Raw genomic sequence first — 26824 nt, 5'->3', positions numbered from 1 at the left:
GACGGCCGGGTGCGGTACGGCGTCCCCCCGGCGGCGGTCCCGGCTCCGACTTCGGTCTCCCGATCGGAGTCGGTCGACCGATCCGGGGCACCGGCCGAGGTTCCTAACGTTCCTGTCATGCCGATCGCCGAGCAGGCCCACCCGACGGAACGGAAGGGACGCACGATGTTCACCGACTACAAGCGTCGCTGGCAGCTGTCGAAGGTCAAGCCCGGCGACGGGACCCCGTTGCAGCCGTACCGGTTCTGGCAGCTGTTCGCCCGCTCGGTGTTCGGCCTCCGGCTCCCGGACGGTCACTTCTACGAGGTCGACGTCCGGCACACGGCGGACAGCACGACGAGGCGCAGCCCGGCGTCGCTCTACCGGGACGGCGTCCAGATCGCCAGGGCCGGGCTGCCCGTCACGTTCCCGGTGCCCGGTGGGGTGATCGAGGTGGCGAAGAACCAGTACGGCGTCAAGCGCATCCACCACGTCCGCGACGACGGCACCGCGCAGGTCCTGAGCCCGCACCCGAAGTCGCAGGAGGGGCGGCGGGCACGGTTCGCCGAGCGGTTCCCGCGGGCCAGCTCCGCGGTGGGGATCGCGTCCGTGGCCGTCCTCGTCGCGGTCCTGGTCGTCAGCGCGCTCAACGGTGCCGCCGCCCTCACCACGATCGACGTGGTGGCCGAGCACGTCGGCCGCTTCACCTCGCCGGTGCCGCTGACCGGCTGGCTGAAGGTCGCGGTGCCCGCCGCCGGGTTCGTGGCCGGCCTCGAACGTGCCACGGCACTGCGCTCGCACTGGCTGCTGCGCGGCTGAGCCCCGGCGATGAGTTCGCCCGCGCCGGGCGGTCGGATCGTCGACACCGACCGCACCCCGCCGGAGGACGACCGTGAACGCCGTCTGGAGTCTCGTCCGCGACGAGCGCACCGCACTCGCCCGTGACCTGCAGCCGATCACCGGCGACGCCTGGGAGACGCCCTCGCTCTGCCCGGGCTGGACCGTGCACGACGTGATCGCCCATCTCGTCGACGGTGCCCGGACCGGACGGGCCCGGTTCGTCGGGCAGATGATCCGGGCGCGGATGGACTTCGACCGGCTGAACGGGACGGGCATCACCCGGGAGCGCGGCGCGTCCCCGGCGGAGACCCTTGAGCGGCTGACGGCCACGATCCCGCTCACCCGGACACCGCCCGCCCCGCCGGCCACCCGCCTGGTCGAGATGGTCGTGCACGGCGAGGACGTCCGCCGTCCGCTGGGCATCAGCAGGACCTACCCGCTCGCCGCCGTGCTCCCGGCGCTGCGGCTGCAGGCCCGCACGTCGGCGTCGTTCGGCGGGGCCAGGGAGCGCGTCGCGGGGCTGCGGCTGACGGCGACCGACACCGATCTCGTCCTGGGTGACGGTCCCGAGGTGGCCGGGATGGCCCTCGCGTTGCTGCTCGCGATCTCCGGACGCCCGGTGCGGGCGGACGAGCTCACCGGCCCGGGGGTGCCGGAACTCTGCCCCTGAGCAGCGCATGGCGATCATTCTGTCTGTGCGTATAGGATTCTGGTTGTGCGTACAGGAGGGTCCTTCGTCGAGCGGGCGCGGCGGGACCAGATCGTCCGGGCGACGATCGAGGTCCTTGCCGAGCGCGGGTACGCGGCCAGCTCGTTCAAGCAGATCGCGGCGCACGTCGAGGTCAGTCCGGCGCTGATCACCTACCACTTCCGCACCAGGGACCTACTGATGCGAAGTGTCCTCGAGACCGTCGAGGCCCGGTTGGACGCCGCGATGGCCGGCGACGGCGCGGAGCCCGACAGCTACCCGGGTGCGCTGCGGGGCATGTTGGAGCGCTACGTCGGGCACTGCTCCGAGCACGGCGACGAGATCAGTGCGATGACCGAGATCCGCCGGCACGCCCGCGGCGAGGGCGTCCGGGCCACCGTCGCCGGGAACCACGCCGGCGGCACCGCCGAGCTCGTTGCCTTCGTCGAGGAGGGTCAGGCGCACGGCCAGTTCCGGGGCACCGACCCGGCCCTGTTCGCGACCGTCCTGATGTCCGCGATGGGCGAGGTGCCTCGGCTGCTGACCGGGGACCGGGCCTCCGACCGGGCGCTCGCCGCCGAGTGGGCCGGTCTGTTCGTCGCCGCACTGTCCGCCACCGGGGAACCGACCGAGGAGCAGGGATGACACACGCGACCGCCGCCCCGACGACCGTCCGGCACGGGATCGGTCTGCACCTCCTGCTCTGGGTGGGCCTGCCGGCCGCCGGAGCCCTGCTCGGTGTCGTGCTGGCCCACGTGCCGGGCTGGATCGCTGTGCTCCCCTGGTTCCCGAACCAGGAGCAGATCACCGAGCTGGCCGGGGTGATCGGACCGACGGCCACGGTGGTGCTCGCCGTCATCGGTGCGCTCGCCGGCGGGGTGCTGGCGCTGATGGCCCACGACGACGTCGTGACGGTCACCGTCGGCGAGGACACGGTGACGATCGCGCGGCCCGGCGAGCGGGCGTCGTTCCCGCACGGCACGGTGACCGGCGCCTTCGTCGACACCAGACACCTGGTGCTGCTGGGTGCCGGTGGGGCGGAGATCGCCCGGGAACGCGTCGACCTCGCCTCCGGGAAGCTGCGGTCGGCGTTCCTGGCGCACGGCTACGGGTGGTCGGAGACCGATCCCCACGCGGCGGACTTCGCCCGCTGGATCGACGGCTGCTCAGGGCTTTCGGTGGACGCGCACGCGATCCTGCGCGTCCGGCAGGCCGCGCTGGAGTCCGACGACGCGAAGGATCTCCGGGAGCTGCGGCGGGCACTGGCCGGGCACGGCGTCGCCGTCCGCGAGGACGGCAAGCGGCAGTACTGGCGCACGGCGGGCTGAGGCGCACGGCGCGCGCCGCCGGTCACCGGGGCCGTGCCGCCCAGAACGCCAGGTGGTGCCGCTCGGCGAGACCGGCCGCCGGGTGGATCCCGCCGGGGCCCGGGGCGAGCACCTGGAACGAGTCCGGCCCGGTGTGCGGCGGCCAGGCCGGTGCGTCGCCACCGTTCGGATCGCCGGTGCGGGCGAACCGCGACCAGTACCCGACCATCTCCGTGGCCAGCTCCCGCTGCGGGGGATCGAGTGGCTCGGCCCAGTCGACGTCGAACAGGTACGGCAGCTCCGCGGTGTGGTAGGCGCCCTGCGGGAACCGGGCCGGTGGGAGCTCACGGAACCAGGGCGCCCGCTGGTCGGCGAACTCGAAGGCGAACACCGGCGCGCCGCCGGACAACCGGTGCGCGGCGTCGGTGGCGCCGCGGGCGTAGTTCCGCGCCGTGAGCAGCTCGGCGAGGGTGGTGGCCGCGCAGCCGTCGTCGGCGCAGGGGTACTCGGCGAGTACGGCCGGCGCGTCCGGGCCGTCGAGACGGGTCACCTCGTCCCGCAGGTGGGCGAGCGTGGTCGGGCCGCGGCCCAGCTCCTCGCCGTAGATCCGGAAGCGCTCCTCGTCCCGGTTGAAGCCGATCATGGTAGGGACGTCGCGGAGCGCACCGGCGCGCAGGACGGCGGCCGGGTCGCGCGGCAGCTCGGGCGTGCCGAAGACCGGGCCGACGCCGGCGCCGTCGCTCTCGGAGGCGGCGCGCACCTCGGGTACCGGCCTGCTCCGCAGGCAGTCCGCCGCGGTCGCCGGGTCCGGGCATCCGAGCCGCTGCGCGATGACCTGCCCGCGCCGCTGCGCGATCTCGTGCGGCCGGGGCGCGGTGGACCGCTCCGGTGACCAGGTGGCCGTGCAGTCGGCGCTGCTCACGATCGCCTTGTCGAACAGGCCGTCGGCCGCGGGGGAGGCGAGCTGGGTGCAGACCGCCGCCCCGCCGCCGGACTCCCCGGCCAGGGTGACGTTGCCCGGGTCGCCGCCGAACGCCGTCGCGTTGCGCCGCACCCAGCCCAGCGCGGCCTGCTGGTCGGTCAGGCCGAGGTTGTCGGCGCCGGGCAGGGCCGGATGGGTGAGGAAGCCGAGCGCACCGAGCCGGTAGTTGATCGTGACGACGACGAGCCCGCCCTCGGCCGCCAGCCGGGCCGCACCGTAGAGCCCGCCACCGCCGTCGACGTTGCTGCCGCCGTGCACCCAGACCAGGACCGGCCGCGGCGGACCGCCGGGCTCGGCCGGGGTGGTGACGTCGAGGGTGAGGCAGTCCTCGTCGGTGCTGGGGCGGCCGAGTTCCAGGCCGTCCTGCGCGCACAGCCGCCCGGGGGCGGTCGCGTCCCGCGGTTCGGTCCAGGGCTGCGGCGGCCGGGCCGGTGCCCAGTGCAGCCCACCGACCGGCGGGGCCGCATAGGGGACGGCGCGGAACGTGTGCACGGCGCCGGTGACCGCCCCCCGGACCGGCCCCGCGTCGGTGCGGACCACCGGGCCCGGCCCGGCGCCCACCGGCTCGGTGGCGGCGCATCCCGCCAGCACGGCGAGTGCGGTTCCGACGGCGGCCAGTACCGCGCTCGGACGGTGATGCATGGGTCCTCCCGGTGGCCCCGCGCCGGGAACGGCGGGGCGGCCGGTCCGACGGTGCCAGAGATTTGGGCAAACGCGCAATGCATATGCATCATGCGATCGCCCAAACCAGGGGATCCCGTAGGCTCCGCCCCCGTGGGGAACCGGGACGACCTGCTGGCCGGCGCGAAGCGCTGCCTGCTCGAGCGCGGGTACGCGGCGTCGACCGTGCGCGACATCGCCACCGAGGCGAACGTGAGCATGGCCGCGATCGGCTACCACTACGGCTCCCGCGAGCTCCTGCTGACCCGCGCGATGGACGACCTGATGGGGGACTGGGGACGGGCGGTGGCGGCGTCGATGAGCACCGCCGTCGACTACCGCGACGCCTGGGTGCGGATGATCGGGTCCTTCACCGCGCACCGGGCGTTGTTCGCGGCGAGCATCGAGGCCGCGGTGCTGGCCCAGCGCTCGGACCCGATCCGGGAACTGCTGGGCGCGAGCCTGGAGCAGGGCCGGTCCGGGCTGGCCGCGGCCCTGCTCGCCGCACCGGAGGACGGGCTGGACCCCGCCGACGTCCGGTCCGTCGGGTCCGCCCAGCTGGCCCTGATCTCGGGTGTGCTGCTGCAGCACCTCACGGACCCGGAGCACGCGCCGTCGGCCGACGAGGTGGTCGCGGGGCTGCAGCGGATCGCCGGGCTCCGGTGACCGGTACCGCTAGGGCGTGTCTCCCAGATAGGCGGAGCGGGGTGCGCGATGCTTGATCGGTGCCGCGTACCGCTGTCCTGACTGATGTCCAGTGGGCCCGTCTGGCGCCGCTGTTGCCCTCTTCCGAGGGTCGTCGCGGGTGCCCGTTCCGCGATGACCGCCGGGTGATCGAGGGGATCATCTACCGGTATCGGTGCGGGCTTCCCTGGCGCGACGTCCCAGCCGAGTTCGGGCCGTGGCAGACGTTGTGGAAGCGGCACCGCCGCTACAGCGGCGACGGCACCTGGGACCACATCCTGGCTGCTCTTCTGGTCGAGGCCGACGCCGCCGAGGTGCTCGGGTGGGCGGTCAGCGTGGACTCCACGATCATCCGTGCCCACCAGCACGCCGCGACCCTCAAGCGCGACACAGGGGGCCGGATCGAACTACACGAATCTGCTCGCCGAACCAGCAGATCACGCGCTGGGACGGTCCCGCGGAGGGCTGTCGACGAAGATCCACCAGCTCGTTGACGGGCACGGCCGCCCGCTGGTGGTCCTCCTCGGCCCCGGCCAGGGCGGCGACTCGCCAATGTTTCCGCACCTGATGGCGCGCCTGAGCATCGCCCGACCGGGCCCGGGACGACCCCGGACCCGGCCTGAACGCGTGCGCGCGGACAAGGCCTACTCCTCACGCGCGATCCGCCGGCACCTGCGCGAGCGCCGGATCATCGCTGTCATTCCGGAGCCCTCTGACCAGCAGGGACACCGCAAACGACGGGGCTCACGCGGTGGCCGACCGCCCGCATTCGATCCGGTCGACTACCGAAACCGCAACGTCGTCGAGTGCGGGTTCTGCCACGTCAAGCAGTGGCGCGGGCTGGCCACCCGTTACGACAAGCTCGCCCTGACCTTCCGCGGCGGCGCCGTCCTGAAGGCAATCGTCACCTGGCTCCGCGCATTGGGAGACACACCCTAGGGCCGGGCGTTCCGCAGCCGGATCCCGCTGAACCCCAGGGTGCTCGCCGTGACCGCGGCCCAGAAGGCGTCGAGCCGGGGCAGCACGCGCAGCTCGATCCCGGCGTCGGCGTGCCGGGCGAACAGGTCCCCGACCGGCTCCGGCCGCCCGATCGGCCGGACGGCCGTCGTCGACACGACCGCGTGCGGCTCGGGCTCCCCGATCGGCCGGAAGGTCCGGTCGGGGAGCCGGTAGGCGAACAGCTCGACCGTGCGGATGCGATCCAGCCAGGCGTACTCCACGGCGTGCACGCGCGGCAGGGCGCCGGTGCCGAGCACGGTGCGCGCGTCGTCGTCGCTGGTGGACGGCGTGCGCCAGGCCATCGCGCGCGGGCACTGGCGCGGGAACCAGTAGGCCGGCGCCAGCCCGGCGTCGACGGCCCACACGAACGCGTCCGGCCGGGCCGCGGTGTGCGCGACGTGCGGGACGAACTCGGTGATCGTCGGGTCCTCGGAGAAGTGCAGGACCTGGCCGGGATCGGGGCGCATCCGGAGGATCCTCGCGGGCGCCGGCGGCGCCCGCCTCGGTGATGACCCCGAGCCCGGCCCCGGGGTCGCTCAGACCGGCTGCGGTACCCCGGCGAGCCGGTGCAGGTCGTCCCAGATCCGGATGCGCTCGGCGGGACCGAGTGCGACGGTGCTCGGTGGCGGGTTCGTGTCCGGTTCGGGGCGGCCCCGCAGCGCGCCGGTCGGGGCGAGGTAGTCGCCGCCACGGGCGTCCGGGTCGGTGAGGGCCCGTACCGCGGACCAGGCCGCGGTGTCCTTGCCCTGCGCCCACGGCGTCATCGGGTTGGGCTGGCTGCGGGTGGTCGCGTCGTGGATGCCGGTGCGGCGCGGGGTGCGGGCGTCGACCCCCACTCCGGGACGGCTGAGCAGCGCCCGGACGGGCAGTTCCCGCTCGCGCAGCCGCCGGTCCAGCTCACGGGCGACGACCTCGGTGAGCGCCTTGGCCTTGGTGTAGGCGTTGACCGCGAGCCGGGGGACGGCGGCGACGTCGTTCAGCCGCTGCCGGAACAGCCGGACGAAGCCGGTCGAGGTGAAGACGACCCGGGCGGCATCCTCGGGGGTCCCGGTCGCGGTCAGCCGGGGCAGTGCACCCGCGGTCAGTACCAGGGCCGAGAGCAGATGGGTGCCGAGCAGCATCGGGTGGCCGTCGGCGGTGGTCGCGCGCCCGGCCCGGCCCATGTCCATCGAGCCGCCGTTGAGCAGCAGGCCGTCCAGGCGGGGCAGCGCGGCGAGTCGCCCGGCGCCGCGCCGAACGCTGTCGAGGTCGGCGAGGTCCAGGGTGATCTCCTCGTTCGTCCCCTGCGGCGCGTGCACGGCGAGCGCGGCCATGGCGTGCCCGAGCTTGGCCGGGTTGCGCCCGATCAGGACGACGTGCGCCCCCGCCCCGGACAGCTGTTCGGCGGCGAAGTACCCGATGCCGGCGGTCGCGCCGGTGACCGCGAACGTGCGGCCGGTCAGGTCCGGGAGGTGTGCGGGATTCCAGGTCACGGTGCGCTCCAGAGCTATACGGATGAACTATCCGGTTAGCGACCGTACACGAAGTGGATGAATAATCCGGTTAGCGGTAACCTGCGTCCCATGAGCCCGGCCGCCCGCATCGACGCCCGGCGCAGCCGTGCGCGCATCCTGGCTGCCGCCCGCGGGCGCGACGTCGGCGAGCTGCGGCTCAACGAGGTCGCCCGGGACGCCGGAGTCGGGGTCGGCACCGTCTACCGGCACTTCCCGACCGTCCAGGCGCTGGTCGAGGCGCTGAGCCTGGAGACGTTGCGCAACCTGGACTCGCTCGCCCGGCAGATGGCGGACGAGCCGGATCCGCTCCCGGCCCTGCAGCGGTTCCTCACCGGGGCGCTCGACCTGCAGCTCGCCGACGGCGGCCTGCAGGCGGTGCTGGTCGCGGCCGCTGCCCCGGAACAGGAGAGCCGGCGGTTGCTGGAGTCGGTCACCGGGGCGTTCGCCGCCGTGCTGACCCGCGCGCAGCGGGACGGGCGGATCCGGCCCGACGTCACCGTCGAGCAGATCCAGCGGATGCTCTGCGGGGTGGAGCACGCGGTCCGGATCGGCCCGCCGGAGGACCGGGCGCTGCAGCTCGGCGTCATGCTCGCCGGGCTGGCGGTGGTTCCGGCCGAGCGGTAGCGCCTGGGCGCCGTGGACCGCTGCCTCGCCGAGCCGGACGGGCCGCCGCCGGTGACCCTCGCCGAGTGGCTGCGCGCCGCGGGTGCGGACGCCGACGAGTACGCCCGTGCGGCCTGCGCGGTGAACCGCTGGATGGCGCCGTACGGCTCGTCGCGTGCCGCGACCTCGGACCTGGTCGCCCGGCTCACCGCCGGCGAGCCGTTCACCGCGGTGGTCCGATAGCGCCTACCCGCGGGACCGGGGCGGGTCGGCCTGGGCGGCGAGATGGACGAGCCGGGCGGCGTCCAGCGGGTCCAGCCGGTCGGACCGCAGTGCGAGCGTGACGCGTTCCGCGGCCCGGTGCAGTCCTGCGGCGGTCTGTTCCCAGCGCCGGGACCACCGCCGGTCGAGTGACGCCCCGTGCCCGGCGGCCCGCAGCCGCTGCTCGGCACGGTCGCGCGGGCAGTGCAGCAGCACGGTCAGCCAGCCGCCGGGCTCGTGGGTGAACGCGACGAGCGCGTCGGCGTCGGCGACGCAGACGACCGGGGTCCGCCCCTGCGCGCGGAGCCGGTCCGCCCGCTCCCGGTCGTGCGCGACCCGGGTCCCGCCGACCGTGGACTCGTGCACCAGTGCGGCCCACGACCGCAGTTCGGCCAGCTGGGACGGCGGGACCTGCTCGGCGTCGACCAGTGGGTGCGGGGTGGTCGTCAGGCCGGGGACGTGGGCGTAGCTTCGCCGCAGGCTGGTGAGGGCGAACGCGAGCGTCCGGCGTCCGCTGCCCGGTGGCCCGGCGAGGACGACGCCGCCGCGGGCCGGGCCGTCCTGCTCGCCGGGCCGTGGGTCCTGGTCCATTTGCCACCCCCGGACGCCATGGTGTCACGCGGCGCGGGCAGCGGGCGCTACCCCGACATCGTCAGCACGATGGCGCAGAGCGCGAAGACCCCCGGCCCGCCGACGAGCCGGTCGCGGATCTGATCGACCGGCAGGGTCCCGACCGGGGTGTCCAGCAGGGTCGAGGTGAGCTGCGGTTCGGGACGGGTCGCGGCGCGCACCACCACCGCGACGGCGGCGACCGGCAACAACGTCAGCGTGACGAGCGAGCCACCGACCGGCGCGACGGCGGCGGTGACGAGTCCGGCGGCCACGACCGGCGGAACGGTGCACGCGACCGGTACGGCGCGGTCCGTGCCACCGAGAGCCCGCCGCAGGGCGGGGGACCGGGCGACCGTCGTCAGGGCGCCGGAGCACGCCGAGGCGGCCGTCGTCACGGCGCCCAGGAGAACCGTGGGGAGCAGGAGCGGCGGGACGACCAGCGCGACGACGTGCGGCACGACCGCCGCGGCCACGACCCGCTCGACGGCGGAGCGATGACGCCCGGTCGCGACGAACGCGGCCGTCATCGCCGCAGCGGTCCGCCCGGCCGGTAGCCGGCGGGATCGGACGGGCCCGCGCCGGCGTAGCCGTCGTTCCCGGACGACGTCGGCGACCAGACCGCGTTCGAGCAGCCCGCTCCGGAACGCGGCCAGCAGCGGCGCTCCCGCGGCCAGGTCCCGGACGCCGATCCGGCGCGGCGCCCGGCGGGCCGGAACGGCCAGCGCGAGGCACAGCACGGTCGGGACCACGACGGCGACGACCCCCGTAGCGGGATCGGCCGCTCCGGTACGGGGCGGGACCGCCACGCCCGGTGCCGCGGTCAGCGCGACCACGCCGGCGGCGAGCAGCGCTGTCATCAGCAGTGCCCGGGCCACCGCGGCGGTGCGGACGGCCACGGCGCGGTGCACCTGCAGGATCAGCGCCAGCTCGCCGATCGCCAGGCCGGCCGGCGCGCCGACGACCGGAGCCAGTGGATGCAGTCCCCAGCCGGCGGCCCCGGCCACGACGAGCGACCCGGCCGCCCCACCGGCCGTGCAGAGGGCGAGCGCCGTCCGGGCGGATGTGGCGAGCAGCCCGGCACGGTCCACGGGTGCCGGCAACAGCCATCCGGCGCGCGCGGGGTCGGCGACCAGCGGCCCGACGGCCATCGCGGCGAGTCCCAGCCCGGTCACCACGACGGTCGCGACGGCCAGCGCCAGTGGGCCCGATGCGGTCGGCGGCGGGGCTGTGAGCCGGGCGAACGCGTCGCCGAGCAGCCCGACGGCGACACCGCCGAGGACAGCGCTCGTCAGCAGGATCTCGTAGACCGTTCCGGCCACGGCGCGCGCCGTCCTGCCGGTGCGCGCCCGCTGGGCATCGCGTAGGAACCGCCGGACCGACGACCATCCGACGCCGGTCGCCGGATGCGGTTCCCCGGTCATCGGCCGATGCGGACCACGGCGTCGGCGACCCGTTCGACGAGGACGGAGTCGTGCGAGGCGAACAGCACGGCGGTTCCCGCGCCGCGTTCGGCGCGCAGCCGCTCGGCCAGCCAGGTCCGTCCCTCGTCGTCGAGATGGTGTTCGGGTTCGTCGAGGAGGAGCACCCGCCGGGGGCGGACCAGCCAGGCGCCGAACGCGAACCGGCGTCGCTGGCCGCTCGACAGCGTCGCCGGCATCCGGTCGGCGGCGGGGACCAGGTGTAGCTCCTGCAGCGCCGCGTCCACGACGGTGCCCGGATCCGGTGTGGCGTGCGCGCGGGCGAGCAGTTCGAGGTGTTCCCGCACGGACAGGTCGGGGAATGCGGGCAGCTCCTCGATGTCGGCGGCGACCGCGGCCCGGACAGCCGGATCGCGTTCGTCGAGTTCGACGTCGTCGAGCAGGACACGGCCGCGGTCGAACGGTTCCGTGCCGAGCACTCCTCGCAGGAAGGTGGACTTCCCACAGCCGTTCGGCCCGACCAGCGCCGTCGCCGTGCCGGGGGCCACCGTCAGCCGGACGTCGGAGAAGAGTGCCGTCCCGGCGTAGGTCTTGCCGACGTCGACGATCTCCAGCACGCGCACCGCCTCCCGCCGACGGACCCTAGTCGTGCGGCCCGGGGGCGGTCGGGTGACGCGCTACAGTCGCACCGACGCCCGCGACGGCCTGATGACACCGACGCCGGCGTGTCCCTGGCCCCGGCCGTGCCGGTGCCATCCCGCGCGCCCCGGCGCGCCGTCATCAGGAGTCGTCGATGCTCGAACGCCTTCCCGCCCTGTCCCTCGCCGAGCGGGGCGCGTCCCGCCCGGATCCGGTGGATCTCGCCGGGGTCCCGGTCCTGCCGATGCCCGACCACGTCGTCGAGGCGGTGCGCCGGGTGGCCGGTGTCCCGTTCCCGCGGGTCAGCCGCGGGTCGCCGACCCTGCGGGCGGCGCTCGCCACCTCGATCGGTGCCGCGGACCCGGAGCACGAGCTGCTGGTCACCCACGGCGCGCAGCACGGCATGAGCGTCGCCCTGCGGGCGCTGCTGGAACCGGGCGACGAGGTGCTGATCCCGGTGCCGACGTACTTCTTCGACGGGATGGTGACCATGGCCGGGGCGCGCCCGGTGCACGTCCGCACCCGTGCCGAGGACGGCTGGGCCGTGGACCCGGCGGCCCTCGAGGCGGCGGTCACCCCGGCGACCAGGGCGTTGCTGCTGTGCAACCCGAACAACCCGACCGGGCACACCCCGGACGCCGCGGAGCTGGGCGCGCTGGTCGATCTCGCGGCCCGCCGTGGCCTGGTCGTGCTGTCGGACGAGTCCTACGAGAGCTACGTCCACGACGGGCCCGGTTACGTCCCGCTGCAGCACCTGCGCCACCGTCACCCAGATCTCGTCACAGTGACGAGTCTGAGCAAGAACTACGCCTTCACGCACTGGCGGATCGGCTACGTGCACGCCCCGCGGCACCTGCTGGACCGGGTGCACACGGCGTTCGAGTGGGACGCGGTCAACGTCGGGGACATCCCGCAGGCCGCGGCCGAGGCGGTCGTCACCGGGCCGCGGGACTGGCTCGACGCCGTGTTCTCCGGGTTCCGGGCCCGGCGCGACCTGCTCGTCGACGTCCTGGGCCGGGCCGGGATCGGGGTGGTCCGGCCCACCGCCGGGATCTTCGCGCTCGCCGACCTCGGTCGTCTGGGCGCGGGCCGGGCGCTGGAGGACCTGCTGCTCGGCCGCGGGATCGTCGCGCTCGCCGGGGACGCGTTCGGCGGCCCGGCCGACCACGCCCGGCTGCTCTACGGCGGGCCGGAGGCCGGGATCGCCGAGCTGGGCCGCCGCCTGGGCTGACCGGCGCGGAACTGCTCGGCGCGGGTCAGGACGGCAGCATGATGGACATGCTGGTCACCGCGCTGCTCCCGGCCAGCGCGCCCAGCAGTTCCCGCTGGGCGGAGGCGGTCCGCCGGGCCATCGCCCGGCGGGCGGCCTCCGGGTCCCGGTCGACGATCGCCTCGACCAGCGCCCGGCGCTCCTCGATCCGGCCCGGGGGCATCGACGGGTCCAGGCGCAGCGCCAGCCGGACGATCCGCTCGATCTCGTCCAGGACGTCGATCGAGGCCACCGTGAGCCGGGCGTTCCGCGTCCCGTTGGCGATGATCGACTCGAAGACGTAGTTGCGCCGGAAGCGCTCCTCGAAGTGCGGGCCGCCGAGCTGGCCGTACTCGGCGTCGTCGCACAGTTCCTGCAGCCGGGCGGCGTCGGCCGGGGCCAGCCCGTGCTGTGCGGTCAGCGCCGCGGTCTCGGACTGCAGCAGCGACCGCAGCGCGCACAGGTCGGCGACGTCGCTCAGGGTGATCGCCGAGACGACGTAGCCGGCCCGCGGCTGCGGGGTGACCAGCCCGTCGCGGTGCAGCCGGGCCAGCGCCTCCCGGACCGGGGTCTTGCTCAGGCCGAACTCGCGGGCGACCGCCTGCTCGGAGAACTGGGTGCCGGGCGGGCGCTCCAGCTCGATGATCGAGCGCTTCAGGCGCCGGTAGGCGGTCTCCATCAGCCGGTCGGCCGGTGGCGGATCGCGGAGCAGGTCCGGCTCGTGACGCACCGTCGAAGACTAGCAGCGGGACCTTTCTGGAATCCGTGGTCGGCAAGCTGAGACAACACGAGACTCTTGCTGAGATCGCAGTTGCTCTTTACTGTGCACTCCAGGCGACGCCGCCGTCATCACGGCGTCGCCCCCACGACCGGCGACGGACGGGAGTCAGCGTGTCGAGTGAGTCGGGTGGAATCTCCGGGTGGCGGGTGGGCGCCGACGTCGGTGGCACGTTCACCGACGTCGTCGCGCTCGGGCCGGACGGGCGGATCGTGCCGGTGAAGGTGCTGTCGACACCGCCGTCCTACGGCGAGGGCGTCGTCACCGCGACCTGCGCGGCCGTCGACCTCGCGGGCGCGGACGCCGCCGGGGTGAGCGGCATGCTGCACGGCACGACCGTCGCGACGAACGCGATCCTGGAGAAGGACGGCGCGACGACCGCGCTGGTCACCACCCGCGGGTTCCGGGACGTGCTGGAACTGGGCCGGTTGCGCCGCCCGACGCTCTACGACCTCGGCTGGACCAAGCCGGTCCCGCTGGTGCCGCGGCGCCGCCGGTTCGAGGTCGGCGGCCGGATCCACGCCGACGGCTCGGTCGCCCCGGACACCCCGGACGCCGACCTCGCCCGGGTCGCGACCCGGATCCGGGAGTCCGGCGCGACGGCGGTCGCGGTGTGCCTGGTCAACTCCTACCTGCGGCCCGACGCCGAGCGGCGGGTGGCCGGGTCGCTGCGGCGGCTGCTGCCCGGGGTGTACGTGACGGCGTCGGTGGACCTGGGGGCCGAGCCCGGCGAGTTCGAGCGGACCAGCACCGCCGTCGTCAACTCCTACGTGGGTCCCGTCGTCGGCGACTACCTGGCGCTGCTGGAACGCGGACTGGCCGACGCCGGTGTCGCCGCCCCGCTGCTGGTGATGCAGTCCGGCGGCGGGCTGCTCGACGCGGCCCGGGTCGCGCACCGTCCGGTCGAGATCATCGAGTCCGGCCCGGCCGCCGGGGTGACCGCGGTCGCCGCGCTGGCCAGGGCGATGGAGCTGCCCGGGGTGGTCGCGTTCGACATGGGCGGCACCACGGCGAAGGCGTCGCTGATCGAGCACGGCCGCCCGTTCGTCTCCGCCGACTACGAGGTCGGCGGCGGCATGAACGTCGCCCGCGGGCTCGGCTCCGGCGCGGGGTACCCGGTCCGCGCCCCGTCGATCGACATCGCCGAGATCGGGGCCGGCGGCGGGAGCGTGGTCACCGCCGACGCCGCCGGTGCGCTGCACGTCGGCCCGGGCAGCGCGGGCTCGCGGCCCGGTCCGGCCTGCTACGGCAACGGCGGCGAGCGGCCGACGCTGACCGACGCCAACGTCGTGCTCGGCTACCTCAGCCCGGAGTCGCTGGCCGGGGGCCGGGTACGGATCCATCCGGACCTGGCGGTCAAGGCGCTCGACGGCGTCGCCGCCCAGCTCGGCACCGCGACGCCGGACACCGCCCGCGGGGCCTACGACGTCGCGGTCTCCGGCATGACGACCGCGGTCAAGGCGGTCACCAGCGAGCGCGGCCGCGACCCGCGGGCGACGACGATGGTCGCCTTCGGCGGTGCCGGTCCGCTCTACGGCGCCGCGCTGGCCCGCGAGCTGGGCATCGACACGGTCGTCGTGCCGGTGCATCCCGGCCTGTTCTCCGCGCTCGGCCTGCTCGTCGCCGACATCGAACGCAACGCCTCCACCAGCTTCGACCACGGGCACGGCGATCCGGCGACGCTCACCGCCGAGCTCGACCGGCTGGCCGACGGCGTCACCGCGGAGCTGCGGTCGGCCGCACCGGACCGGGAGGTGACCGTCGAGCGGATCCTGGACATGCGCTACCGAGGCCAGCGGTTCGAGCTGCGGGTCCCGCTGCCCGGCGGCCGGGTCGACGACCGGGCACTCGCCGCGGCCCGCGAGCGGTTCCACGCCGAGCACCTGCGCACCTACGGCCGGCGCGGTGCCGACGCGCTGGTCGAGATCGTGACCCTGCGGGTGCGCGGCACGGTGCCGGCCGGGGTCCGGCTCGACGCCGCGCTCGCCGCGCCGCTGCCCGCCCCCGGGCCGGCGCGGAGCCGGTCCTGCCACTTCGACGGCGCCCCGGTCGACGTCGAGGTGATCGACCGGGCCGCGCTCGGCGCCACGCCCCGGCCCGGCCCGCTGGTCGTGGAGGACATGGACGCGACCACCCTCGTGCCCCCGGGAGCGTCCGCGTGGCGCGACGGCCTCAACAACATCGTCGTCTCGTGGAGCCGTTCATGATCCGTGATGCCGCGACCTTCGAGGTCTTCCGCAACGCCGTCACCGGCGTCGCCGACGAGATGGCGATCACCGTGCTGCGCACGGCGCACAGCCAGATCGTCGCCTCCAGCATGGACTTCTCCACCGCCCTCTGCGACGCCGGCGGCCGGGTGATCGCCCAGGCCAACACCTGCCCGGTGCACCTCGGCTCGATCCCGGACGCGATGGCGGCCGTGCTCGACCGGTTCGGGGACTCCGTCACCGACGGCGACGTCTACATCCTCAACGACCCGTCGCAGGGCGGCATGCACCTGCCCGACGTGTTCGCGGTGACCCCGGTGTTCGACGGCCCGGAGCCGGTCGGGTTCGCGGTGAGCGTGGTCAACCACGCCGACGTCGGCGGGTGGGCGGCCGGGTCGATGGCCGTCCAGTCGACCAGCATCTTCGCCGAGGGCGTCCAGATCCCGCCGTCGCGGCTGGTGGACGCGGGCCGGAGGAACGAGACGTTCCTCGATCTGGTCCTGCGCAACGTGCGCGAGCCGGAGCTGTTCCGCGGAGACCTCGACTCCCAGCTCGCCGCCAACCACACCGGTGCCCGCGGCCTGCTCGAGCTCGTCGGGCGGCACGGGACCGCGGAGTTCGGCCGGCTGGCCGACGAGCTGCTCGACTACTCCGAGACGCTGCTGCGCGCCGAGCTCGCCGGAGCCGTCGCGGGCACCTACGCGTTCGCCGACCAGATCGACGACGACGGCCTCGGCGGCGATCCGATCCCGTTCCGGGTCCGGGTGACGGTGGACGACGACGGCCTCGGCTTCGACTTCACCGGCAGCTCGCCGCAGGTCGCGTCGGCGCTGAACGCGACCGCGTCGTTCACCCGGTCGGCCTGCTACGCCGCGGTGCAGGGGCTGCTCGCCGCGGACGTCCCGGCGAACAGCGGCTTCTACCGCGCGTTCCGCTTCACCATCCCGTCCGGGTCGATCCTCGACGCGACCCGGCCCGCCGCCCGCGGTGCCCGCGGCCTGGTCGCCTACCGGGTCATCGACACCGTCCTCGGTGCGCTGGCGCCGGTGTTCCCGGACCGCACCCCCGCGGCCGGGGACGGCGGTCCCAACTCGGTCGCGATCGGGGTGACCGGCGCGGACGGGGGATCGACCGTGCTGTGGGACGTGCTCTGCGGCGCCTGGGGCGCGCGCCCGGACCAGGACGGGATCGACGGCGTCAGCCCGCTCGGGGCGAACCTCGCGAACACCCCGGTGGAGGACGTCGAGCGGTCCGGCCACATCCGCATCGACGGCTACGGCTACCTGCCCGACAGCGGCGGCGCCGGCCGGTACCGCGGCGGGCTGGCGACCTTCCGGGACATGACGGTCCTGGCGGACGAGGCGACCGTGCAGATCCGCTCGGACCGGCGCAGCTCGCTGCCCTACGGGCTCGCCGGCGGCCGGGACGGCACGCCGTCGGCCAACCTGCGCGACCCCGGCGGTCCGGACGAGGTGCTCCTGCCCGCCAAGCCGTACCTGGTGCTCTCGGCCGGGGCCCGGCACCGGCAGACCACCGCCGGAGGCGGCGGCCACGGGGATCCGGCCACCCGCGAGCCCTGCGCCGTCCTCGCCGACGTGCTCGACGGGAAGGTGACCCGCTCCGCGGCCCGCACCGACTACGGCGTGGTCGTCACCGACGACGGCCGCGTCGACCACACCGCCACCGCACGCCTGCGCACCGACCGGCACGACCCGACACGGAAGGCACGGCCATGAGCAACGACGCCACCGGCGCCCGTCCGGACACCGACCAGGACGCCGAGCACCGCCTGTGGCGGCGGATCGCCTGGCGGATCATCCCGGTCGTCGGGCTCGCGTACCTGATGAGCTACATCGACCGGGCCAACCTCGGCTACGTGGCCCAGCCGATGTCGCGCGAGATCGGCCTGGACGCGGCCCAGATCGGCCTCGCCGGTGGGCTGTTCTTCATCGGCTACGTGCTCGTCGAGGTCCCCAGCAACATGGCGCTGCGCCGGTTCGGTGCCCGGAAGTGGATCACCCGGATCATGGTGACCTGGGGCCTGGTGACGGCGGCGACGGCGGCCGTCGACTCGCCCACCACGCTGTACCTCGCGCGGCTGCTGCTCGGCTTCGCCGAGGCCGGGCTCGCGGCCGGGATCCTGCTGTACCTGACGTCGTGGTTCCCCCGGCAGCAGCGGTCCTGGGTGATGGCGGCGTTCTTCCTGATGATCCCGCTGTCCTCGATCGTCGGTGCGCCGCTCGCGGCGGCCCTGCTGACCTGGGGCGACACCCTGTTCGCGATGTCGGCCTGGCGGTCGCTGTTCCTGGTCGAGGGCGTGCTGACGCTGTTCATCGCGGCCGCGGTGTTCGTGCTGCTGCCGGACCGGCCGTCCGACGCCCGCTGGCTCTCGGCCGCCGAACGCGACCGGGTCGAGGCACTGCTGCGCGCCGACGAGGAGAAACGGGCCGCCGGCGGCGCGATCAGCGGGTTCGGGGCGTCGCTGCGCAGCGGCCGGGTCTGGGTGCTCGCCGTGACGTTCTTCGCCGTCGTGTTCGGCCTGTACCCGCTGGCGTTCTTCCTGCCGACGATGATCGCCTCGATCGGCGACGCGGCCGGTGGGGAGGTCAGCAGCGTCCTGGTCTCGGCGATCCCGTCGGCGGTCGCGATCGTGGTCATGGTGCTGTGGGCGCGCTACGCCGGACGGATCAGCGCGGTCGTCGCGACCGCCGTCCCGATGGCCGTGGGTGCCGCGGGCCTGCTGCTCGCGACGTTCGCCGGCAGCGGGGTGCTGTTCGTCCTCGCGGTGTGCGTGAGCGTGGCCGGGATCTACACGGCGATGCCCCAGTTCTGGCGGATCCCGCCGCTGGCGCTGACCGGCGCCGCGGCCGCGGCCGGGATCGCCGTGATCAACTCGGTCAGCAACCTCAGCGGGTTCGTCGGGCCGTACGTCACCGGCGCGATCCAGGACGCGACCGGCAGCTACACCTGGGCACTGGTGACGATCGCCGTCGTCATGCTGGCCGGGGTCGGCGTCCTGCTGACGACCGGCCGGCGGATCGAGGCGGAGGCGGTGGAATGAGCCCGACGACGGCGCTGCTCGTGGGGGACCTGCAGACCGGGCTGGTGCGCGACCATCCGTTCGTGGCGGGGGTCGTCCCGACGGCGGTCACCGCCGTGGGACGGGCGCGGGCTGCCGGGCTGCCGGTGGTGTTCGTCCGGACGGCGCTGCGGGCGAACCGGGCCGATCTCCCCGGCCGGAACCCGGTGCTGACCGCCTTCTTCGAGTCCGGCGACGCGCTGCACGAGGGCGGCGCGGCCACCGAGGTCGACCCGCGGCTGGCCGTGCGGCCGGAGGACGTGGTCGTCGTGAAGCGGCGGACCGGCGCGTTCGCCGGGACCGACCTCGACCTCGTCCTGCGGGCCCGGGGGGTGCGCCACCTCGTCGTCACCGGGGTGGCGACCGGTGCGATGGTCGCGGCGACCGTGTACGCCGCGTCCGACCTGGACTACGGCCTCACCGTGCTGCACGACGCCTGCGCCGACGACGATCCCGCCCGGCACGCGGCGTTCACGACCTCGATCTTCCCGTCCCGCGGCGTCACGGTGCTCGGAACCGGTGACTGGCGGCCCTGACGGCTGACACACTCCGCACCCGTGGCGCGTGAACTCCCGGAGCCGAACGACCCCGCCGCCGGGGCGGTCGAGCTGATGCTGACCTAGGGTGTGTCTCCCAATGCGCGGAGCCAGGTGACGATCGCCTTCAGGACGGCGCCGCCGCGGAAGGTCAGGGCGAGCTTGTCGTAACGGGTGGCCAGCCCGCGCCACTGCTTGACGTGGCAGAACCCGCACTCGACGACGTTGCGGTTTCGGTAGTCGACCGGATCGAATGCGGGCGGTCGGCCACCGCGTGAGCCCCGTCGTTTGCGGTGTCCCTGCTGGTCAGAGGGCTCCGGAATGACAGCGATGATCCGGCGCTCGCGCAGGTGCCGGCGGATCGCGCGTGAGGAGTAGGCCTTGTCCGCGCGCACGCGTTCGGGCCGGGTCCGGGGTCGTCCCGGGCCCGGTCGGGCGATGCTCAGGTGCGCCATCAGGTGCGGAAACATTGGCGAGTCGCCGCCCTGGCCGGGGCCGAGGAGGACCACCAGCGGGCGGCCGTGCCCGTCAACGAGCTGGTGGATCTTCGTCGACAGCCCTCCGCGGGACCGTCCCAGCGCGTGATCTGCTGGTTCGGCGAGCAGATTCGTGTAGTTCGATCCGGCCCCCTGTGTCGCGCTTGAGGGTCGCGGCGTGCTGGTGGGCACGGATGATCGTGGAGTCCACGCTGACCGCCCACCCGAGCACCTCGGCGGCGTCGGCCTCGATCAGAAGAGCAGCCAGGATGTGGTCCCAGGTGCCGTCGCCGCTGTAGCGGCGGTGCCGCTTCCACAACGTCTGCCACGGCCCGAACTCGGCTGGGACGTCGCGCCAGGGAAGCCCGCACCGATACCGGTAGATGATCCCCTCGATCACCCGGCGGTCATCGCGGAACGGGCGCCCGCGACGACCCTCGGAGGAGGGCAACAGCGGCGCCAGACGGGCCCACTGGGCATCAGTCAGGACAGCGGTACGCGGCACCGATCAAGCATCGCGCACCCCGCTCCGCCTATCTGGGAGACACGCCCTACCTGGACTTCTACCGCGGCCGGATCGTCGCCAAGTTCCACGATCTGCCCGACGACGAGCGCCGCACCAGCCGGCTCGCGTCCGGCTGGTCGCCGCGGGACCTGCTGACCCACCTGCGCCACGTCGAGCGCCGGTGGCTGGAGTGGGGCTTCCTCGACGCCGATCTCCCCGACCCGTGGGGCGACGACCGAGACGGGCGCTGGCACACCCCGCCCGGGGCGACCGACGACGAGGTGGTCGCGTCCCTGTGGGCGCAGGGACGGCGGACCAGGGAGATCGCGGAGCGGCTCGGCCCCGGTGCACGGGGGATACCGGGCGGACGGTGGCGGGGCGGGGAGCCGGGGACCGTGGAACGGGTCCTGCTGCACCTGGTGCAGGAGTACGCCCGGCACCTCGGACAGCTGGACGTGGTGGTGGAGATCGTGACCGGCTCGGTCGGGGAGTGACACACCCGCCGGTCCGGCGCCCGCCTCGTCCCTCTCGCACCTCCGCGCCGTAGACGCTCACACATCACGGGGACGCTCGCGGGATCGGGTGAGCGGGAGGCGATCCCGTGAGCATGGCCGGTCCGCGCCGGTGAGCGGGCGGAGGTTCCCTTCCGGGGGGCTCGCGGGTGGGGCAGCTCGGGTGGCCGGGTCGTGGCCCCGCACCTCGACGTGGCTCGTGCTCCCCGCTGCGGCGTGCCGCACCCGTCTCGTGGGGTGCGAGCCACGGCTGTGATGTGCGCCATTCGGCTATCCGGTTTGCCGCGCGCATATGTCGACGGTCTCGTTCCGAGAACGCGCCGGGCTGGTCGCTGCCGCGCTCGTTCATCTGCGGGTATACCGCGCACCGTGCTGGTAGATGGGATGTACTGCCACTCGCCGACGACTCACTGAGCCTTTCCCAGTAGTGGGGAGCGGCTGGCGGCGACACGCCGGGGGCGTGGAGGTGCTCAACGAGGGTGCGGGACCCCGGTAGAAGAGGTCGGTCCGCTCAAAGATCGACTCACCACCGAGGTCCCGCGTGCCCGATCCTGTCACCTACACCGCCGTGCTCCCGATCGGGGAGCCCACCGCGTCCATGTTGTCGCGGCTGTTGGCCGAGGAACGCCTCCGGCGCGGGACTCGCAGCGGGCGTCGGGCGCTGGACTGTGACCGCCACGCGGTGCTGGTGCTGCGCTGGTTCCTCGACGCGACCCGGGTCGCCCAGCTCGCCGCCGACAACCAGCTGAGCCTGTCGAGTACCTACCGCTACCTGCACGAAGGCATCGACGTCCTGGCCGCCGCCGCGCCTGGACTGCCCGGCGCGCTGCTCGCGGCCCGCACCGCCGGGCACACCCACGTTCACCTCGACGGCACCGTGATCCACACTGACCGCTCCCGCACTCCCGGACCGACCCCGGGAGTGGATCTGTGGTGGTCGGGCAAGCACCACGTCCACGGCGGGAACGTTCAGGTCCTCACCGCGCCTGACGGGTGGCCGTTGTGGACATCCCCGGTGCGCCCGGGCCGCGAGCACGACACCACCTGCGCCCGCGGCCACCCCGGCCTGCTCGACGCGATCGAGGACTGGACCGACGACACCCACGTCGTGCTCGCCGACCTCGGCTACGACGGTGAGAACACCCGCCTGACCTGCCCGTTCAAGACCCCCACCGGCGGTGGGCTGTCGGTGGACAAGCGCACCGTCAACACGCTGCACTCCGCCGTCAGGGCTGTGGCCGAACGCGGGAACTCCCTGCTCAAGACCACCTTCAAGGCGCTGCGTCGGGTCAGCTTCTGCCCCTGGCGGATCGGCGCGATCACCGCCGCCGCGCTCGTTCTCCTCCACGTCGAGCACGACCGAACCACATGATCAACCAGCACCTACTGGGAAAGGCTCACTGTTGCCGCGGAATTGCTGTTGACCCGTTGGGGCGATCTCTTTTCCGCCGTACGCTTCCGTCGATTTCTCGGATGGGGGTCGGATGCGTTCGCTGCTCGCTCAGACCCGAATCCGCGAGTTGCGCTGGTGGCCGGACTGGGGAGATGGCGATAGGTGCCCGCTGACCTGCGATGATCGTGTTTGCGACGACACGACATTGCGGGTTGAGAGGACACCTATCAGGTGCGAACAGTACGCAAGCGACGCCCGCGGTGTGCGCGGGTGCGTCTCGGCGCGCCGGACGCGGCGCTGACCAGGTTCTCCGGGCTGGCCGCGGTGACCGAGCTGATCGACCGGCTCGGGATCATCGACAAGCTCGACGCCGCGGTCGGGCCCATCAAGGACCGCGACCGCGGGTGCAGCGCCGGGCAGATGCTGGTCGGCATGTCGGCGGCGCAGCTGTGCGGGGAGGACTTCCTGGTCGGGCTGGACCGGCACCGCGCCGACACCGCCGGGCAGGCACTCACGCCGGTGCCGGGGTTGGCGTCCACGACCGCCGCCGGGCTCGCGCGCAAGTTCATCGAGGGGCAGTGGGCGGCGGTGGAGACCGGGCTCGGTGACGTGCACACCACCGCGCTGGACCTGCTCGCCCAGGTCGACCCGGACCGGGCCGAGCAGCTGACGGCGGACGTGACGATCGATCTGGACACCACCGATGTCGAGGTTTACGGCCGGCTCAAGCAGGGCGTGGCGTTCAACCACCAAGGCCAGCGGGTCGCCCGCCCGCACGTCGCGACCTGGGCCGACACCGCGGTGGTGCTGGCCGCTGACCTCGGTTCGGGCCGGGATGACCCCCGCGCCACCAGCGCCGAGCTGTTCCACCGGGCGCTGGCCGCGCTCCCCGCGCAGGCGCGGGCGGGGCGAGTCCGCGTGCGTGCGGACGCGGGCTACTTCGCCGGGCAGCTCGCCCGCGCAGCCCTGTTCGTCGGCGTGGAGTTCGCCATCGGCGCCCGACGCATCGCGCCGCTGTGGCGCATCCTCGACGGCGTCGCGGCCGACGGGTGGACCGACGCGATCGACATGACCGGCGCGCAGGTCGCGGTGGCCGACTATTGCCCGAACTGGTGGCCCGCAGCGACCCAGCTGCTGATCCGTCGGGTCCGGCTCGACCTGGACCACGGCCAGGTCTCCGGTGACCCGCGAGCGCGGCGCCGACGCACCCTGCACCCCGCCCAGCGGGCGCTCCCGCTCGACGACCTCGCTACGGTGGCCAAGGTCGACGGGGTGTTCGCCTACTCGTTCATCGTGACCAACCTCGACGTCTCCACACCTGCCGCAGCCGCGCAGGCCGAGTACTGGTACCGCCACCGCACGAAGGTGGAGAACCTGTTCCGCGACACCAAGCACGGCGCCGCGCTGCGCCACCTCCCCTCCGGACACCTCGCGGTGAACCGAGCCTGGATGTGGGGCGCACTCCTGGCCGCCACCACCAGCGGGTGGCTGCACCACCTCACCGCCCGCACCCGCGACGGGCGCCTGGTCGGGCACGGCGTCCGCGGCGGCCAGGCCATGATCGCCACCCTGCGCCGGCGGCTGATCACCATCCCCGCCCGCCTCGTGCGCCACGCCCGCGGCCTCACCCTGCGCCTACCACCCGGCGAGCACCTACTCGCCGAGGTCCTCGCCCGCGTCCGCGCCCTGCCCGCTCCGTCCTGACCCGGCCGCACCGGCCCCGACCAGCACAGGAACCCGCCACCCGAGGCGACACTCGGGCCGCCCGCTTGCCCACCACCCCACTCCCGACCCAAGCAACATCAACTTTGGCCGACCAAGATCAGCTCATAGCCTACTCGCGGATTCGGGTCAGAGACGGTTCCGCAGGCTCTTCGCGGCGCAGGTCGTCGCGCTCGTCGGTACCGGTCTCACCACCGTCGCACTGGGCCTGCTGGCCTACGACCTGGCGGGAGAGCGGGCGGCGCTCGTCCTCGGCACGGCGCTGGCGATCAAGATGGTCGCCTACGTCGTCGTCGGTCCGGTGGTCGGAGCCGTCGCCGATCGGGTCGCGCGGCGTCGGCTGATGATCGGTGCGGACGTCGTGCGCGCCGGGATCGTCCTGCTGCTGCCGTGGGTCGGCGAGGTCTGGCAGGTCTTCGTGCTGGTCGGGGTGCTGCAGACGGCGTCGGCCACGTTCACCCCGGTGTTCGGATCGGTGCTGGCCGACGTCGTCCGCGGCGAGGCGGACTACGCCAGGGCGCTGTCGGCGTCCCAGGTGGCGTCCAGCCTGGAGACCGTGCTGAGCCCGCTGCTGGCCACGGCGGCGCTCGCCGTCGTCGGGTACTCGTCGTTGTTCGCCGGGACGGCGGCCGGTTTCGTGCTGTCGGCGCTGCTGGTCGCGGGCACGGCGGTGCCGCCGGTGGCGCGACGGGCGCCGGGCGGATTCCGGAGCCGGCTGCTGCTCGGCGTGCGGATCGTGCGGGCCACCCCGCGGCTGCGCGGCCTCGTCGCGCTGAACGCCGTCGTCGCCGCGGCCGGCGTCATCCCGCTGGTGTCCACCGTCAACGTGGTCCGGGACCTGCTCGGCGGGACGGGGACCGAGGTGGGGCTGCTGCTCGCGGCGTCCGGGGCGGGCACGGTCGTCGCGGCGGCGACCGCGCCGTGGCTCGCCCGCACGGGATCGCCGCGGACGATCATGCTCGCCGGTGCCGCCGTGTCCGTGCCGGCGGCGGGATCGGCCGTCGTGCTCGCGGCGTACCCGTCGTGGCCGACCGCGGTGCTCGTGTGGGTGCTCGCCGGTTTCGGGCCCGGATGGATCATGGTCAGCACCGGACGGGTGCTGCGCGACTCCGCCGCCCCGGCGCAGCGTCCGACGTTGTTTCAGCGCGCAGTTCTCGCTGTCGCACGCCTGCTGGCTCGTCACGTACCCGCTGACCGGATGGCTCGTGGTCGCCGCCGGGTTCGGGTGGGCCTGGGCGGTGCTCGCGGTGCTGGCTGCCGGTGCGGCGGTCGTGGCCGTGCGCTGCTGGCCGGCGACGGGTGCCGACCGCATCCGGCACCGGCACGACCACGCCGTCGACCGGGCCCACGTCGAGCGGGCGCACTGGGACGGCCGGGCCTGGACCCACGCCCACCCGAGTGTGGTCGACGAGGCGCACCCGCACGGGCCCGTCCCGGTGTGACGGCGAGAGGGTGTTGCGAGGTGCCCGGGCACCGGTTGGTCATGACCGGGGAGGAGGTGCGCCGGTGGACATCGACGGCGTCACGATCACCGCGGGCGATCCCGCCGCGAGCGTCGGCTGGTACCGCGACGTCCTCGGCCTGCCCGGGACGGTCTCCGGCGGAGCCGGCCGGATCGCCGTCGGGCGCTCGGCGCTGGTCCTGCGGCCGGGCCTCGTCCCGGAACCGGGCCGGGGGCACCACATCGCGTTCGACGTACCGGTCCACCGCTTCGACGCCGGTGCCGACTGGCTGCAGGACCGGGCCACCGTCCTGACGAGACAGGGGCGGAGCCGGTTCGTCGGCACCGCGGGCTGGAACTCCCGCTCGATCTACTTCGCCGGGCCCGACGGCGCGGTCCTGGAGCTGATCGGACGGGCCGACCTCACCGGCGACCGACCCGACGACGGCACCCCGTTCGGTCCGGCGGACCTGCTGTCGATCAGCGAGATCGCGCTCGCGGTGACCGACGCTCCCGGCACCGCCCGCCGGATCCGGGACGGGGCCGGTCTGGTCCCGTTCGTGCCCGAGCTGGAGCAGTTCGTCCCGGTCGGCGACCAGCACGGACTGCTCATCCTGACCCACGTCGACCGGGTGCTCATGCCGACGGCGTCCGACCGGGTGCTCGCCGCCCCGGTGACGGTGCACGCCCGCGGCCCGCGGGCAGCGAGGGTGCACCCGACTCCGCACAGCACCCTGGTGCTCGCCGCGGGCGGCTCCCCGTACCGGGGACCGGGCGACCCGGGACGACTCTGAACGCGGACTTGTCGTGGCCCCCGGGGAGTGGCACCGTCGAAGATCGAGTGGAGTACCCGGGACGACTCCGCCGGTCGGGGAGCACCGCGACGGGGGTGAGCACCATCGTCGCCGATGACGACTGCGTCGCGTTCCTGCAGTGGGCACTGCCCCGGCTGGGCCGTCGCTGGGATGGCTATCGCAAGGTGCGTCGCCGGGTGTGCCGCGTGATCTGGCGCCGGGTCGGCGAACTCGACCTGCCGTCCCTCGCGGAGTACCGCCGTCGGCTGGAGCACGATCCCGCGGAGTGGGTGCATCTCGACCGGCTGGTCGACGTGACCATCTCGCGGTTCTACCGGGACCGGTCGGTTTTTGACCATCTCCGCTCGGAGATCCTCCCGCTGCTGGTCCGGCGGGCCCGCGCGGCGGGCCGGGACACCGTGCACGCCTGGTGCACCGGCTGTGCGTGCGGGGAGGAGCCGTACACGCTCTCGGTGATGTGGGACCTGTGCGTGGCCGAGCAGGCGGGCGGGGTCGGGTTCGACGTCCTGGCGACCGACGTCAAGCCGGTCGTCCTGCGGCGAGCGCGGGAGGCCCGCTATCCGCCGTCGTCGGTCCGGGACCTTCCGCAGGAGTGGCGGGCCGCCGCGTTCCGCGGGGAGGGCGAGGACGTCCTGCTGACCGTGGAGCACCGGCGGCGGGTGCGGTTCGTCGAGCACGACGTGCGGGATGCTCCGCCGGGGCCGCCTGCCGGCTTCGACCTGATCCTCTGCCGGTACCAGGCGTTCACCTACTTCGACGAGGCCGGCCGCCGGTCGGCGCTCGACGCGTTCGCCCGGGTGACCCGCCCCGGCGCCGTCCTGGTGCTGGGGCGCCGGGAGACGGTTCCCGAGGACGAGCACCGGTTCACCCCGTTGTCGGCCACGCAGTCCGTGTTCGAGCGAACGGTCTGAGCGAAGTCCGGGTCGGCCATCTTGAGGTCACTACG

Annotated in this window: 27 protein-coding genes and 2 pseudogenes; 21 read left to right on the top strand and 8 right to left on the bottom strand. The window is 74.2% G+C overall.

The genetic code is table 11. The features are described 5' to 3' along the window. Window positions 1–117 precede the first annotated feature (117 nt). From AFB00_RS08615 to AFB00_RS08600, 4 genes are all read left to right on the top strand, one after another. On the top strand, window positions 118–798 hold the full coding sequence (locus AFB00_RS08615) for a hypothetical protein (protein WP_231974285.1): 681 nt from the start codon (window positions 118–120) through the stop codon (window positions 796–798). A gap of 73 nt (window positions 799–871) precedes the next feature. Beyond that, on the top strand, window positions 872–1489 hold the full coding sequence (locus AFB00_RS08610; protein ID WP_068796790.1) for a maleylpyruvate isomerase family mycothiol-dependent enzyme: 618 nt from the start codon (window positions 872–874) through the stop codon (window positions 1487–1489). Between the two features lie 45 nt (window positions 1490–1534). After that, window positions 1535–2152, top strand: coding sequence for a TetR/AcrR family transcriptional regulator (locus AFB00_RS08605; protein ID WP_068796789.1), 618 nt, complete (start codon window positions 1535–1537; stop codon window positions 2150–2152). After that, entirely contained in the window at window positions 2149–2835 is a 687-nt protein-coding gene (locus tag AFB00_RS08600; protein WP_068796788.1) for a YqeB family protein, read from the top strand. Before AFB00_RS08605 ends, AFB00_RS08600 begins: the two co-directional genes overlap by 4 nt. Before the next feature lie 22 nt (window positions 2836–2857). Here AFB00_RS08600 and AFB00_RS08595 read toward each other — a convergent pair whose 3' ends face one another. Continuing rightward, entirely contained in the window at window positions 2858–4438 is a 1581-nt protein-coding gene (locus tag AFB00_RS08595) for a carboxylesterase/lipase family protein (RefSeq protein WP_068796787.1), read from the bottom strand. 132 nt (window positions 4439–4570) lie between these two features. On the opposite strand from AFB00_RS08595, the gene AFB00_RS08590 reads away from it, so the two are divergent. The 3 genes from AFB00_RS08590 to AFB00_RS36080 are packed head-to-tail and all read left to right on the top strand — an operon-like array spanning window position 4571 to window position 6079. After that, on the top strand, window positions 4571–5122 hold the full coding sequence (locus AFB00_RS08590; protein WP_068796786.1) for a TetR/AcrR family transcriptional regulator: 552 nt from the start codon (window positions 4571–4573) through the stop codon (window positions 5120–5122). 59 nt (window positions 5123–5181) lie between these two features. Then, the gene (locus AFB00_RS36085) at window positions 5182–5634 is read left to right on the top strand and encodes an IS5 family transposase (RefSeq protein WP_442965844.1); all 453 of its coding nucleotides are present in this window, start codon (window positions 5182–5184) and stop codon (window positions 5632–5634) included. Continuing rightward, a complete protein-coding gene (locus tag AFB00_RS36080) occupies window positions 5558–6079 on the top strand; it encodes an IS5 family transposase (RefSeq protein ID WP_442965863.1) in 522 nt (173 codons plus the stop codon). Before AFB00_RS36085 ends, AFB00_RS36080 begins: the two co-directional genes overlap by 77 nt. Here the strand turns inward: AFB00_RS36080 and AFB00_RS08575 are convergent. Together AFB00_RS08575 and AFB00_RS08570 are read right to left on the bottom strand one after the other, a co-directional pair. After that, the gene (locus tag AFB00_RS08575; RefSeq protein ID WP_068796785.1) at window positions 6076–6606 is read right to left on the bottom strand and encodes a DUF6886 family protein; all 531 of its coding nucleotides are present in this window, start codon (window positions 6604–6606) and stop codon (window positions 6076–6078) included. The two genes, AFB00_RS36080 and AFB00_RS08575, sit on opposite strands and share 4 nt — an antisense overlap. Before the next feature lie 69 nt (window positions 6607–6675). Next, window positions 6676–7611: an SDR family NAD(P)-dependent oxidoreductase gene (locus tag AFB00_RS08570; protein ID WP_068796784.1), complete on the bottom strand. Its 936-nt coding sequence runs from the start codon at window positions 7609–7611 to the stop codon at window positions 6676–6678. Window positions 7612–7701: 90 nt separating this feature from the next. Here AFB00_RS08570 and AFB00_RS08565 point away from each other — a divergent pair, with 90 nt between their 5' ends. Continuing rightward, complete coding sequence (locus tag AFB00_RS08565; protein ID WP_068796783.1) at window positions 7702–8256, top strand: TetR/AcrR family transcriptional regulator; 555 nt, start codon at window positions 7702–7704, stop codon at window positions 8254–8256. Window positions 8257–8268: 12 nt separating this feature from the next. Continuing rightward, complete coding sequence (locus AFB00_RS08560; protein ID WP_068796782.1) at window positions 8269–8478, top strand: hypothetical protein; 210 nt, start codon at window positions 8269–8271, stop codon at window positions 8476–8478. A gap of 3 nt (window positions 8479–8481) precedes the next feature. On the opposite strand, the gene AFB00_RS08555 is transcribed toward AFB00_RS08560, so the two are convergent. The 3 genes from AFB00_RS08555 to AFB00_RS08545 form a co-directional block, all read right to left on the bottom strand. Continuing rightward, window positions 8482–9087, bottom strand: coding sequence for a hypothetical protein (locus AFB00_RS08555; protein WP_068796781.1), 606 nt, complete (start codon window positions 9085–9087; stop codon window positions 8482–8484). A 47-nt stretch (window positions 9088–9134) separates the two neighbouring features. Further along, window positions 9135–10427: a DUF6297 family protein gene (locus AFB00_RS08550; protein WP_156819447.1), complete on the bottom strand. Its 1293-nt coding sequence runs from the start codon at window positions 10425–10427 to the stop codon at window positions 9135–9137. A 98-nt stretch (window positions 10428–10525) separates the two neighbouring features. Beyond that, window positions 10526–11149: an ABC transporter ATP-binding protein gene (locus AFB00_RS08545; protein ID WP_197519800.1), complete on the bottom strand. Its 624-nt coding sequence runs from the start codon at window positions 11147–11149 to the stop codon at window positions 10526–10528. Between the two features lie 170 nt (window positions 11150–11319). Between AFB00_RS08545 and AFB00_RS08540 the strand changes: the two genes are divergently transcribed. Then, a complete protein-coding gene (locus AFB00_RS08540; RefSeq protein WP_068796779.1) occupies window positions 11320–12396 on the top strand; it encodes a pyridoxal phosphate-dependent aminotransferase in 1077 nt (358 codons plus the stop codon). Window positions 12397–12421: 25 nt separating this feature from the next. Here AFB00_RS08540 and AFB00_RS08535 read toward each other — a convergent pair whose 3' ends face one another. Beyond that, a complete protein-coding gene (locus AFB00_RS08535) occupies window positions 12422–13144 on the bottom strand; it encodes a GntR family transcriptional regulator (RefSeq protein ID WP_231974283.1) in 723 nt (240 codons plus the stop codon). A gap of 161 nt (window positions 13145–13305) precedes the next feature. Here AFB00_RS08535 and AFB00_RS08530 point away from each other — a divergent pair, with 161 nt between their 5' ends. Genes AFB00_RS08530 through AFB00_RS08515 form a run of 4 tightly spaced genes read left to right on the top strand, consistent with a single transcriptional unit; the run spans window position 13306 to window position 19014 of the window. Continuing rightward, window positions 13306–15399, top strand: a complete 2094-nt coding sequence (locus AFB00_RS08530) for a hydantoinase/oxoprolinase family protein (RefSeq protein WP_068796778.1) — start codon at window positions 13306–13308, stop codon at window positions 15397–15399. Next, the gene (locus AFB00_RS08525; protein WP_068800124.1) at window positions 15396–17135 is read left to right on the top strand and encodes a hydantoinase B/oxoprolinase family protein; all 1740 of its coding nucleotides are present in this window, start codon (window positions 15396–15398) and stop codon (window positions 17133–17135) included. The genes AFB00_RS08530 and AFB00_RS08525 overlap by 4 nt, the downstream gene beginning before the upstream one ends. Beyond that, window positions 17132–18460: an MFS transporter gene (locus tag AFB00_RS08520; RefSeq protein ID WP_068796777.1), complete on the top strand. Its 1329-nt coding sequence runs from the start codon at window positions 17132–17134 to the stop codon at window positions 18458–18460. The genes AFB00_RS08525 and AFB00_RS08520 overlap by 4 nt, the downstream gene beginning before the upstream one ends. Continuing rightward, window positions 18457–19014 (top strand): cysteine hydrolase family protein, encoded by a 558-nt coding sequence (locus AFB00_RS08515; protein ID WP_068796776.1) that lies wholly within the window; start codon window positions 18457–18459, stop codon window positions 19012–19014. Before AFB00_RS08520 ends, AFB00_RS08515 begins: the two co-directional genes overlap by 4 nt. 83 nt (window positions 19015–19097) lie before the next feature. Here the strand turns inward: AFB00_RS08515 and AFB00_RS08510 are convergent. Continuing rightward, window positions 19098–19995 (bottom strand): annotated as a pseudogene (locus tag AFB00_RS08510) (IS5 family transposase). 2 nt (window positions 19996–19997) lie between these two features. On the opposite strand from AFB00_RS08510, the gene AFB00_RS08505 reads away from it, so the two are divergent. The 7 genes and pseudogenes from AFB00_RS08505 (at window position 19998) to AFB00_RS33915 (ending at window position 26789) form a co-directional block, all read left to right on the top strand. Beyond that, window positions 19998–20489 (top strand): mycothiol transferase, encoded by a 492-nt coding sequence (locus AFB00_RS08505; RefSeq protein WP_068796775.1) that lies wholly within the window; start codon window positions 19998–20000, stop codon window positions 20487–20489. A gap of 616 nt (window positions 20490–21105) precedes the next feature. Continuing rightward, entirely contained in the window at window positions 21106–21879 is a 774-nt protein-coding gene (locus AFB00_RS08500) for an HARBI1 family protein (protein WP_068799934.1), read from the top strand. A gap of 291 nt (window positions 21880–22170) precedes the next feature. Next, window positions 22171–23604 carry an IS1380 family transposase gene (locus AFB00_RS08495; protein ID WP_068796312.1) on the top strand — a complete coding sequence of 478 codons (1434 nt, stop codon included), beginning with the start codon at window positions 22171–22173 and terminating at the stop codon, window positions 23602–23604. Window positions 23605–23701: 97 nt separating this feature from the next. Next, window positions 23702–24358: pseudogene (locus tag AFB00_RS34700) on the top strand (MFS transporter); the annotation flags it as partial. Window positions 24359–24827: 469 nt separating this feature from the next. Next, a complete protein-coding gene (locus tag AFB00_RS34695) occupies window positions 24828–25064 on the top strand; it encodes a hypothetical protein (protein ID WP_231974281.1) in 237 nt (78 codons plus the stop codon). Window positions 25065–25128: 64 nt separating this feature from the next. Next, complete coding sequence (locus tag AFB00_RS33920; RefSeq protein ID WP_068796774.1) at window positions 25129–25857, top strand: VOC family protein; 729 nt, start codon at window positions 25129–25131, stop codon at window positions 25855–25857. Between the two features lie 95 nt (window positions 25858–25952). After that, entirely contained in the window at window positions 25953–26789 is an 837-nt protein-coding gene (locus AFB00_RS33915; protein ID WP_197519799.1) for a CheR family methyltransferase, read from the top strand. Window positions 26790–26824 lie beyond the last annotated feature (35 nt).

It is taken from the genome of Pseudonocardia sp. HH130630-07 (genome assembly GCF_001698125.1).
Taxonomy (GTDB): domain Bacteria; phylum Actinomycetota; class Actinomycetes; order Mycobacteriales; family Pseudonocardiaceae; genus Pseudonocardia.
Note: the sequence above shows the minus strand (reverse complement) of the source record. Positions and strands in the feature narration are given on the sequence as shown.